The sequence below is a fragment of the Mesorhizobium sp. P2_E9 genome (assembly GCF_056403815.1).
Genome location: NZ_JBFUET010000037.1, coordinates 1 through 12,103, shown reverse-complemented (window position 1 = coordinate 12,103; position 12,103 = coordinate 1). Strand labels below are relative to the sequence as shown.

The 12,103-nt window shown below is 61.2% G+C and carries 6 protein-coding genes; 3 read left to right on the top strand and 3 right to left on the bottom strand.

Annotation, left to right across the window (positions count from 1 at the left end):
* Positions 1 to 135: 135 nt before the first annotated feature.
* Genes AC1D05_RS35340 through AC1D05_RS35330 form a run of 3 tightly spaced genes read left to right on the top strand, consistent with a single transcriptional unit; the run spans position 136 to position 8,515 of the window.
* The gene (locus tag AC1D05_RS35340; RefSeq protein WP_477447571.1) at positions 136 to 4,761 is read left to right on the top strand and encodes a beta strand repeat-containing protein; all 4,626 of its coding nucleotides are present in this window, start codon (positions 136 to 138) and stop codon (positions 4,759 to 4,761) included.
* Between the two features lie 23 nt (positions 4,762 to 4,784).
* Positions 4,785 to 6,971 carry a type I secretion system permease/ATPase gene (locus AC1D05_RS35335; protein ID WP_477447569.1) on the top strand — a complete coding sequence of 729 codons (2,187 nt, stop codon included), beginning with the start codon at positions 4,785 to 4,787 and terminating at the stop codon, positions 6,969 to 6,971.
* Positions 6,968 to 8,515: an HlyD family type I secretion periplasmic adaptor subunit gene (locus AC1D05_RS35330; RefSeq protein ID WP_477447567.1), complete on the top strand. Its 1,548-nt coding sequence runs from the start codon at positions 6,968 to 6,970 to the stop codon at positions 8,513 to 8,515. Before AC1D05_RS35335 ends, AC1D05_RS35330 begins: the two co-directional genes overlap by 4 nt.
* Before the next feature lie 460 nt (positions 8,516 to 8,975).
* On the opposite strand, the gene AC1D05_RS35325 is transcribed toward AC1D05_RS35330, so the two are convergent.
* The 3 genes from AC1D05_RS35325 to AC1D05_RS35315 form a co-directional block, all read right to left on the bottom strand.
* On the bottom strand, positions 8,976 to 9,458 hold the full coding sequence (locus tag AC1D05_RS35325; RefSeq protein WP_477447565.1) for a Ros/MucR family transcriptional regulator: 483 nt from the start codon (positions 9,456 to 9,458) through the stop codon (positions 8,976 to 8,978).
* 407 nt (positions 9,459 to 9,865) lie between these two features.
* Positions 9,866 to 10,150 carry a hypothetical protein gene (locus AC1D05_RS35320; protein WP_477447564.1) on the bottom strand — a complete coding sequence of 95 codons (285 nt, stop codon included), beginning with the start codon at positions 10,148 to 10,150 and terminating at the stop codon, positions 9,866 to 9,868.
* Positions 10,151 to 10,478: 328 nt separating this feature from the next.
* Positions 10,479 to 12,103 (bottom strand): ATP-binding protein (locus tag AC1D05_RS35315; protein ID WP_477447562.1); only part of this gene is annotated, 1,625 nt, incomplete at its 5' end.

Below are 12,103 nucleotides of genomic sequence, written 5' to 3'. Positions count from 1 at the left end.
GCCGGACCGGGAACGCTCAGACTCGACGCGCCAGCGACCTTCACCGGCGCCATCACCGGCGCCGGGCTCGCCACCACGCTCGACCTCGCCGGCGTCGCCGTCAGCGCCGTGTCCTATAACGGTTCGACGCTGACCGTGACCGAGACCAACAACCAGCAGCTGACCTTCAACGTTTCCGGCAACCTCACCGGCGACGCCGTAACCTTCAGCAGCGACGGAAACGGCGGAACCGATATCAACTGGGTGCAGACCCCCCTGGCGGTCGACTCGGTTTCGGTCGCGACCGATAACGGCGCGACGAGCCTCAACGCCGGGCATGTTGTGACAATCACCCTGGGCGGAACCGAACCGATGATGATCAGCGGAACGCCCGCCGTGCTGCTCAACAATGGCGGGCAAGCCGTTTACACCTCAGGCGCCGGGACAAATGCGCTGACCTTCACCTACACGGTGCAAGCCGGGCAGGACACGCCAGACCTCGTCACTACCGCGCTGGCGGGCGGAACAATCACCGACCAGGCGGGACATCCGCTCGGTGGTCTCGCCAATCAGGACCTGCACTTGACGATCGACACGGCTGCACCAATTGTGGCGATCACAAGCGCGGCGGAAGCGAGCAGCGTAGCGAGCCAGACGATTACCGGCACAGTCTCAAGCGGCGTAGGTTTGAGCGTCGTCGCCGGCCAGGCGGTCACGTTCACCGACAATGACGTGGCGCTTCCGACGTCCTCGCCAGTGACGGTGCAGGCTGACGGCTCATTCTCCGCGAGCGTCAATTTGCCCTACTTCGGGACCAACAGCATCGTCGCCTCGATGACCGACACGGCGGGGAATACGGGCTCCAGCTCGCCGATTGTCGATACGTTGCAAGGGGGTGTCACGGACGACGACAGCGGCGAGCAGGCGGCGCTTTCGCTGACGGTCAATGCCAACTCGGCAACCCCGATCGGGGCAGCCGGTGCCGGCACGGTGGCGTTCACGGTTGGGGGCCTCGATAGTGAGGATACTGGCACGGTGACTTTCACCGATGCCAATAACAAGACTGTGGTCGTCAATGTCACAAGCGGCCAGGCAGCCTACACGGCCAATCTGAGCTCGCTTGCCGATGGTTCGATCACCTCGTCGCTGCAGGTCATCACCGACAGCGCCGGCAATTCGTTCACGCCGGTCACAGGAAATTCCGTGGTTCTTGACACGACTACCAGCGAGAGCGCGATCGCCGACAGTGCCGTGACGATCGGCAGCGACGGCAAGGCCTACATCAACGCAGCCCATTTCAACAGCGGTTCAACGACGCTGACGGGCACGGCGGAGGCTGGCGACACGGTCACCGTCAGCATCAACGGGGGGGCGGCACAGGCGGCGACCGCACAAGCTGATGGTAGTTGGTCGTTCACCCTGAGTGGCCTAACCGACGGCCAGACCTATTCGGCGGTGGCGACGGCGAGCGACGCTGCCGGAAACGCGGCTACCAGCCCGACGTACAACTTTACTGTCAAGACTACGGCGGTGAGTTCGTTTGGCTTCGCTCTGACGACAAATGTGAATAACATTGGGGCAATTGCTTACGACGGCATTCAAGTTGGGGACGTCACGAACGACGGAAAGACAGATATTGTCTACACAAATTACAATACAGGAACGCTAGGCACGCTCCTTGGCAACGGCGACGGCACATTCACGACCGGGCCGACGAGTTCAATTATAGACCCGCAAGGCTGGATGCTGGCAGACGTCAACGGCGACGGAAATTTGGATGTTGTCTCTGCGGAAACTTACAGTGGCGGAGTTCAGCTACTCGTCGGGGACGGGAACGGCGCCTTTAGCTCCGAAGCAACAATTCCATTGGCCAGCGGCAGTTTCGTCGCTACGCAAGCCTATGCCGCCGATCTGAATGGCGACGGGATTCCCGACATCATTGCCGTCGGGTATTACGGCAGCGAGCTGTCTATTTCGTACGCGAATGGCAGCGGAGGATACAATCCGCCTATCGCGCTTCAAGCGGGAAACGTTCCATATAACTTCACCGTGGGTGACTTGGGAAATGGGCATAACGACATCATTATTAGCAACATACAAGGCGGCACACTCAACGTATATATGAACGATGGGCACGGCAACTTTACGCGAGAGGCTGATCTACAAGCGGTTGATCCGTTTATGGTCAAGGTGGCGGACCTGGGGACTGGCCATCCTGACCTCATCGTAGCGGATCGTTCTGCCGGGACAGTGACGGTGTTTGTCGGGAACGGCGACGGAACGTTTGCGCCCAATCCTATTTCCTATCAGATTTCCAATTTAGGGTCTTCCTTCTTGTACGATTTCGCGGTTGGCGACATCAATGGCGATGGCAAACTGGACATTGTCGCCAATAATGACGGCCGACAGTCCGTCGATATTTTGTACGGCAATGGTGACGGAACATTTCAATCACCAAGAGAAATCAGCGTGCCTGGCGCTAACGGTACAATTAGCATTGCTGACTTTAATCGTGACGGAAAGCTCGATATCGTTCTGTCGACCAACAATGGAATTGATGTTCTAATCAATACACCCGGTACGCTGACGATATCCGATAGCGCCGTCACGCTCGGCACAGACGGCAAGGCCTATATCAACGCAGCCCATTTCAACAGCGGCTCGACGACGCTGACAGGCCTCGCGGACGCAGGCGACACCGTCACCGTCAGTGTCAATGGGGGGCCGGCGCAGACGGCGACCGTACAGGCCAATGGCAGCTGGTCACTGGCGCTTAGCGGCCTCACCAACGGCCAAAGCTACAGTGCAGTGGCAACCGCGACCGATGCCGCCGGCAACACGGCGACGAGCGCGGCCTTTGCTTTCAAGGTCGACACCACGACGAGCGAGAGCGCGATTGCCGACACTGCCGTCACGCTCGGCACAGACGGCAAGGCCTATATCAACGCAGCCCATTTCAACAGCGGCTCAACGACGCTGACAGGCACGGCGGAGGCGGGCGACACGGTCACCGTCAGCGTCAATGGGGGGCCAGCGCAGGCGGCGACGGTCGCCGCCGCTGGAACTTGGTCATTGGCGCTGAGTGGCCTCACCAACGGCCAAAGCTACAGTGCAGTGGCAACCGCGACCGATGCCGCCGGCAACACGGCGACGAGCGCGGCCTTTGCTTTCAAGGTCGACACCACGACGAGCGAGAGCGCGATTGCCGACACTGCCGTCACGCTCGGCACAGACGGCAAGGCCTATATCAACGCAGCCCATTTCAACAGCGGCTCGACGACGCTGACAGGCCTCGCGGAGGCGGGCGACACCGTCACCGTCAGTGTCAATGGGGGGCCGGCGCAGACGGCGACCGTACAGGCCAATGGCAGCTGGTCACTGGCGCTTAGCGGCCTCACCAACGGCCAAAGCTACAGTGCAGTGGCAACCGCGACCGATGCCGCCGGCAACACGGCGACGAGCGCGGCTTTCACGTTTGCCGTCGACACCGCGGCCCCCTCGCGGCCCGCGGTCACGAGCGCGGTTCTGGTCAGTGGCGTATGGAATTTGGGCGGGTCCGCCGAGGCCGGCTCAACGGTCACCGTCTTTGACGGTGCCACGAAGCTCGGCACGACGACCGCGAATGCGGGCGGCGCCTGGTCGTTCCCCACGGCCCAGAACAACGGCGCGATCCGCGCCTACTCGGTCACTGCCACCGACCCCGCTGGCAACGTGAGCGTCGCGTCTGCGCCCTGGTTCGAGGGGACGCCGGGCAATGACATTTTCAATTTCGCCTCGGAGGCCGCGCTCGTCTCGGCGGCGGCGATCATCGGCAATGGCGGCTCGGATATAATCGACATCACCGCGCCGGCGACGCTCGTCGACGCCGATTTCGCACACGCCTTCAACATCCTGACCCTCGCCCTGACTGGCGCAAGTACCGTCACGCTCGGCGCGGCCGCCGCCGCGTCAAAAATCGCAGCGGTGACCACCGGCAACGGAACGACTAGCATTACCGACAGCAACAGCGGCACGCTCAACGTCAACGCCGGCGCGCTCGCGGCCGGTGCCGGCCTGACACTCGCGGGGAGCGAAAGCTTCGCGGTGACAGACCTGCAACGCAATCTGACAGCGACCAGCGTGACCGGTGCCCTGACCGTCACAACCGCGGCGACACCCGCGCTGTCGATCGCGACCGGCGGCGGCACCGACACGATCAACGCGTCGGCGATGACTCAAGGGCAGAAGCTGACCTTGACCGGCAGTCACGCTGCCAGTGTAACTGAGGGCGGCAACCTGTCGGCCGGCTCTTACACGGGCAATCTCTCCGTCACCACCACCGGAACCGCTCCGCACACTATCGCGACGGGCAGCGGCAATGACTCGATCACTGCGCTGCATGGCGGCGACACGATCACGGCCGGTGCCGGGGCGGACTCGATCAATGTATCGGGCCACACGGTTGCCGACACATTTATGTTCAGTTCAGTCAATGACAGCCCGAACACGGCGACCGGACACGATACCATCACCGGCTTCAGCGCCATGACGGGCAAGGGCGCCATCAATGACGTGCTCAACTTCCAGGCAATCCTGGGTCCGACCTACAGCGTCCAAACCTTGAACAGCACCAGCAAGAACGTGAACCCGGACAGCATCGCCTGGATTTACAACGCAGTCGCCAACCAGACACTGGTCTACGTCAATCCAACGAGTGGGGCTTTGTCGCAAACGAGCACCCAGTTGATGGAAGTCGCCCTTGCCGGCAATATTCATCTCACGGCAACGAGTCTGATCGGCTAGAGCGACCTCGCTAGGGGGAACCGATGAACAGCGTCTTGAGCCGAGAGGACGCTGCCGATCCGCCTTCGGCGGCCCAGGCGCTTGATTCTGGCCTCGCTGCTCTTGCACTGATCGCGGGCTACTACCGCATCGCCGCCGACCCGGCGCAAATGCGCCATCAGCTCGCGCTGACGGGCCGGTTCGCAGCGGCCGAGGATATCGTCCGCGGCGCCAATATCCTGGAGCTGCGCTCGCGCATTCTGCGTGGCGTCACTGCCAAGCGCCTCGCCGCCGTTCCCTATCCCGCGCTGATCGGCTTGCGAACTGGACGCTTCGGCATCTTGGCGGCGGGTTCGGCGAGGGGCCAAGCCCGGCTGATCGATCCTATTGCGCCCGTCGCCCAGGAACTCGCGATCGAGGAGATCGCCGCGCTGTCGTCCGGCGAAGTGGTGCTGGTCACGCGCCGGCTCGGCGGCGCGGGGACCAATCCCAATACGTTCGGATTCCGCTGGTTCCTGCCCTCGATCCTGCGTTACCGGCGGCCTCTCGCTCAGGTCGTGCTCGCGTCGCTCTTCGTGCAACTGTTCGCTCTTATCACGCCGGTTTTCTTCCAGCTCATCGTCGACAAGGTGCTGGTGCACAAGGGGGTGTCGACGCTCACCGTACTGATCGTCGGTCTGGTAACTCTGGGACTGTTCGAGTCGGTCCTGCAATTCCTGCGCACCTATACGCTGAGCCACACCACCAACCGGATTGATGTCGAGCTTGGCCGGCGCCTGTTCCATCACCTCTTCCGCCTGCCGCTCGCCTATTTCGAGACGCGCGCGACCGGCCAGACCGTCGCGCGAGTGCGCGAGCTCGAGACGATCCGCAACTTCCTGACCGGACAGGGGCTGACCTCGCTGCTCGATCTCGTGTTCACGCTGGTCTTCTTTGTCGTGATGTTCATCTATTCGCCCACGCTGACGCTGGTCGTGCTCGGCACGATCCCGGTCTATCTTCTGATTGCGGTGCTGATCCGCCCGGTTCTTCGCGAGCAGATCAATGAAAAGTTCAACCGCGGCGCGCGCTCGCAGCAGTTTCTTGTCGAGTCGATCGTCGGGGCGCCGACCCTGAAGGCGGCGAGCGTCGAGCCGATGATGCAGGCGCAATGGGAGGAGCGGCTCGCGTCCTACGTCCGCACCTCGTTCGACGCCGGTGTCACCGGCGCGCTCGGCCAGAACCTCATCCAGTATGTGAGCAAGGTGACGACGGCGCTGATCCTGCTCTTCGGCGCTGAGGCTGTAATCAACGGCGCGATGACGGTCGGTGAGCTGATCGCCTTCAACATGATCGCCTCCCAGGTCGTTGCGCCGATCCTTCGCCTCTCGCAGCTCTGGCAGGACTTCCAGCAGGTCCAGGTTTCGGTGGCGCGGCTCGGCGACATCCTGAACACGCCGCCAGAACCCGTGCCTCAGAACCTGCTGACGCTGCCGCCCCCGAAGGGCGAAATCGAGCTGCGCGGCGTGTCGCTGCGCTATCGACCAGACGCGACTGAGGCCCTGCGCAACATCACGCTGTCGATCGGCGCGGGCGAAGTCATCGGCTTCGTCGGTGCGTCGGGCTCGGGCAAGTCGACGCTGGTCAAGGTGGTGCAACGGCTCTATTCGCCGCAGGCTGGGCAGGTGATGCTCGACGGCATCGACATCGCCCAGCTCGATCCGGGTTGGCTTCGCCGACAAATAGGAGTCGTGTTGCAGGAAAACATCCTGTTCAACCGGTCGATCCACGAAAACATCGCGCTCGGCGATCCCGCCGTGGCGCGGGCGTGGGTGATCCAGGCAGCCAGGCTCGCCGGCGCCGACGATTTCATCGCGCAGATGCCGCAAGGCTATGACACGATTATCGAGGAGCGCGGCGCCAATCTCTCGGGAGGACAGCGCCAACGCATCGCCATCGCCCGCGCGCTCGCCACCAATCCACGCATCCTCATCTTCGACGAGGCGACCTCGGCGCTCGACTACGAGAGCGAACGCATCGTCCAGGAGAATATGCGCGCGATCGTGCGCGGCCGCACGGTGCTGATCATCGCCCATCGCCTGGCGGCGGTGCGCCCGTGTACGCGCATCGTCGGAATGGAAAGGGGCGAGATCGTCGAGATCGGAAGCCACGAGGAACTCCTCGCGCGCAAGGGCGGCCTCTACGCTCGGCTCTGGGCGCTGCAGTCGGATCAGGCGAGGGCCGGGACATGAACGAAAGAACCTTGCCGCCGCTCCCTCCGGCGTCGCCGCAGCCGGCCAACCGACCGGCCCCGGTCATCTCCGGTCGCGATCGCGAATTCCTGCCGGCGGCGATCGAAATCCTGGAAACGCCGGCGCCGCCGCTGTCCGTCATCACGATGCTGACGATTTGCGCTTTCTTCGCAGCCGCGCTCGCCTGGTCGTTCTACGGTCGGCTCGACGTGCACGCGGTGGCGCCCGGCAAGATCGATACGGCCGGGCACGCCAAGGTGATCCAGCCGCTCGATCCCGGCAAGGTCGCCGCAATACATGTTCAGAACGGGCAGCGCGTGAGGGCAGGAGACCTGCTCCTGGAGTTAGATCCCGCAGAGGCAGCGGCGGAAGAGAACGCGCAGCGCGACGAGCTCAATGCGAACCTCGCCGAAAGCGCGCGCCGACGCTTCGCCATCGCGACGGCGCGCGCCGTGCTCGACGGTCCAGCAAAATCGAGCGAGGCGAACGCGGGCGAGGTCATCGTCGCGCAGCTGGCGCAAGCCGCCGCCGACCCCGAGCCGCGAATCGTGTGGGGCGTCGAGCTGCCGGAGGCGGTCCGCCTGCGCGAGGCTTCAGTGCTGACGGCCGACGTCAACCAGCTCGTCGGCGCCTTGCTGAGCCTCGACAAGCAGATCTTGCAGAAGGAGGCGACGCGCCAGCGCCTTGATATGAGCATAGCCTACCAGAACAAGTTGATCGAAACACTGGCCCAGCTCGTCGGCACCCGCCAGGAGGCGCTCGATCGCGAAGTCGGCAGCAAGATCAATCTCTACGACTCCACGCAGCAGCTGGAAAAATCGCAATCGTCGCTCGCGTCGGACGAAGGGGAACTGATCGAGACCGACGCCGCCCTGACGGAGCTTGGGAGCGAGAAGATCATGACGCTCTCGCAATTCGTAGCCGACAATGAGAACAAGCTCGCCGACGCCGAGCGCAAGGCGGACGAGGCTAAACAGGCAGTTGCCAAGGCGGACGCTCGCCTCGCGCGTACCATGTTCTATTCACCGGCCGACGGCATTGCGCAACAGATCGCCGTGACCACGGTCGGCCAAGTCGTGACCACCGGGCAGCAGCTCCTGGTCGTAGCGCCGACGGATGGGGCGCTGCAGGTTGAGGCGCTCGTCGCCAACCTCGACATCGGCTTTATCAAGCCCGGCCAGAGCGCGGCGATCAAGGTCGACGCCTTCCCCTTCACCCGTTTCGGCGTGCTGCACGGCAGAGTGACGCGCATCGCTTCCGAAGCGGTCGAGGAGCAGGAGGCCAAGCGTGGCCTCGCCAATGCAGCTGCCTCCGCCAATACGACCAACGCCGCGCCCACCAGTCAGACTGGACAGCCCCAGAGCTTCGTCTTCCCGGTCACCATCACGATCGAGGAACAGGCGATGAACATAGACGGGGGGATGATCCCTCTGACTTCGGGAATGACCGTGACCGTCGAAATCAAGACCGACAGCCGCCGCGTGATCGATTACCTGCTCTCGCCTCTCGCCAAGGTAACTTCGGAGGCGTTCAGGGAGAGATGACGTATCTCATTGAGGAAACGGCAGAGTTAAGAAGTGCGGCACAGAGTAATTCCGGGCGCGAAAGTGATCGCCTAGTGTCGCTTGGAGTTAATTGTGAGAATCCAAAGTCAATGATATCAGAGGTTTAGCTTTGCACGTAAGTTGAGAATGAGCATTTAATTTGATAATAGTACCGGGCCGCTGCAGGTAATTTGAGAATAGCGCTCGAGAATCGGCGGAGCCGTATCTGCTGTGGCTCGGCCACGAATGCCCAAATCGCGTGGTCTGGGAGTTAATTCCTTAGCAGTTAATTTGAGAATCTCAGCCCGATCATTCTCATAATTAACTGCTAAAAACGAGCGAAACGACCGCATTCTTACAGTCAACTGCCAAGCGACATCCGCAATGCGGCCGCGCTTGCAAGTTCTTCGGCAATAGATTGGCGCGTCACCGCATTAGTCCGCTTGCCTGAAGCCGGTTCTTAGGCCTTCACCCGCTTGGCTGCCGCCTTCTTGGTCGGCGCCTTCTTAGCTGGCTCCTTCTTGGCCGGCATTATTGCGCCCGCCTTCCGACCAAGTCCGATGGACTTCGCCAGCTCTGACCGTTGTGCAGCGTAGCTTGGTGCCACCATAGGGTAGTCCCGCGCCAACCCCCACTTGGCTCGATACTCGTCAGGCGTTATGCCAAGCAAGCCCAAGTGCCGTTTCATCGACTTGAACTTGCGCCCATCTTCCAAGGAAATGATATGGTCGGGAAACACGGATTTTTTCGGATTGACCGCCGGGGTCTGTGTTGGCTGCTCAACTACAGCTGGCTTGACTAGGCTAACGAGAGCGGAATTCACCGAAGAAATAAGGTCGGGCAGGCCTGCTACGGGTACTGCGTTATTTTGGACAAACGCCGCGACAATATCCGCGGTCAATTCCATCAATTCCGCGTTCTGGCGATTGTTCTCTTCGGTCATTCATCAACTCCTATTGCTATTCCGCTTTCGTATGGGGGAAAGTCGGATCGCGCAAGAAGCAGGTCCACAGAACGGAATACTCGGGATCAACGCCCGGACTTCCGCACCTGGACCTGTACACGCCTACATTGCTAGACGGCACGCCTTCGTTCCGGCAAAGCTGTGAATCGCGGGGCCACTGGCGATCCGCAGGTCGGCGGGTTCAGGCAATGCTCATTGAAAGATGGGCCGCCGACTTTCCTTTTGGCTGTAAAGCTCGGCGGGTTGTCGCTCTCGCCGTCACAAATTGATCGGCGAGACGTGGCGACGCGGATGGCTGTCATACGTGCCATTCGGACGGACCGGCGTCGTCGGTGCCTTGCTTTTGTGTCGGAGCAGAACACTTGCCTTCGGGTGATCACCTGTCATCATCCTTCATGACAAAGGATGAAGCAGAACAGGGTGTTCGCTACTTTTGCACAAAATGGGCTGAAGAGCGTGGGCTTCCTCATCAGCCGGAGAAGCCAAGATTTTCCGATTTCTTTTCTTGGCTCGAGCAGAAGTCGCCGGGCCACTTGAAATTCCGAAGCAGTACTTCGGTGCGGGACGACGTCGAGCGATGGTTCATCGACGAATTCAAGCAAGGTTGGCGCTACTAGCAAGCGATTTCCGGAGAAGCCGGTGCCGTGCTCCGGGCCATCTTCCGCGATCACGCCATACCCATCTCACTTGCCTCCTGCGGCGGGAGACCCCAATCCCGCCTTCGGTCTTCCAAGACCTTCGTGCCTCCCAACGACAATGGCCGGATTGGTCAAACTCCACCGTACGCCTTCTGCGATCGAGCGTCCGCAACGGGTCGCAAATGTTGCCATTCGTCTCATCCACGGGAACGAGCAAGTAGCGTCATGTTCGGACCTACGCGGGGACAAGCGTGAACGTCTCAATTCCGTTACATTCCAGTCCAAACGAACGCGCGTCTCGGGCGCGCAATGAGCCAAGCTCGCAAACAACGTTGTCGGAATCCACGCAGATGGTGCGACCTCAGCGGCTCAGGGCGTCCAGCGCCCTTTGTGCCGCGATGAGGTCGACGATTGGATACCTAGTGTTAAATGTGTGGACCACCGCTTGCAGACGCGTCGCGGCCTCATGGACACGACCTTGACGTGCCAGAACTGGTGCTAGTTGCGTTGCGGCGCGAAGCTCGAAAAGTCTCGCTTGCTGCCGACGGGCAGTAGCAATCGCTGCTTCGAAAAGGTGCGCGGCACCGGTCAGGTCACCTCTATCCGCTGCGATCCGGCCACGAAGGCGGATACATTCTGCCAGATAGCTCGCCTCGTCCGTGTCGCAAATGAGGGTATCGACATCATCAAGCATTTGCGATGCATCTTCGATACGACCGGCCCGCAGGAGAAGATCACAAAGTTCGCATACTTTCTCAGGGGTATGAAATACGACGCCCTGCCCACGCCAAAGAACCACACTCTCCCGGACGTCATCGATGCCGGCATCCAGGTCACCTAGATGCGAGCGGGCATGGCCACGCCACCTGAGGCCACTGCTTCGACGCGCCGTGTAGCCATGCCGTTCGCAAATCTCGACGATCTTCGTAGCGTTATCGAGTAATTCCTTGTATTGGCCGAGTAGCCCGCACAATTGGCATTGCACGAGAAGATGCCACGCGAGGTCGAAGGGCTTATCGAGCTGGTCAAAATCTCGCGTCAGGCACTCTTTCTCTTCGACTGCAGCATCAAAGAGACCCAATATAATCAGCGATTCGCTGAAATATGCCTGGGCAGACACACGTTGATCCGCACCGGCGAACGAAATGCGACGACTTGGGTCAACACGATCAATCAGATCTAAGGCATTCCGCAATGCCTCCGCTGCCAGTGGTTGTTCTCCTCGGTTGGAATGAGCAATTCCCTTCGTTGCCCAAAGACCACCCAGATGGGCCGTTGGAAGGAGATCGGCACCGTTTGCGAGCTGCTCTTCGGCCAGGGTCAGGTAATCGTGATTGCGCCCAGTGGCATAAAAAAATGCGGCGAGTGAAAGCGCAACGTCACATTGCAATTCGACCGATGCAGTGTTCGCGGCGGCAAGACGTGCATCCTCAAGCGTCTTCCCAAGGCGCTCAGAACGATACCCTTCAGCCTGCATCAAGGCATTGGCCATCGCAAGGTGGAGACGTGTCATCCGTTCGGCGCCGCCGGACACATCGCCAAGTCTCCTGCTGCAGTCAATAGCACTGGCAAAGTGCGACACGGCTTCGCGAGTGGCAGCTCTGGCCACCGCGGCCCTTCCCGCCTTTTGCCAGTGATCGAGCGCGCCCGCCCAATCCCCAGCTTGCTGAAGGTGGTGCGCGAGGAGCTCGGGTTGCGCTTCAGTGATTTCCGTCCATTTTTCCTCCAACACATCTGCGACACGCTTATGTAGCTCCTGGCGCTTAGCGCGCAGCAGCGTGCCATACGCTGCATCCTGAACGAGCGCATGCTTGAAGAGGTAAGTGGCCAGTGGCCGCGTCCCGCGGCAGAACACCAGACCGGCGCCTCCGAGTTGATCCAGTGCGCCATTTAGATCAGCGGCATTTCGCTGTGCGACCGCTGCCAGCAATTCGTAGGAGAACTCCCGACCGAGAACCGCGCCGACCTGTGCGACCTCCTTAACGG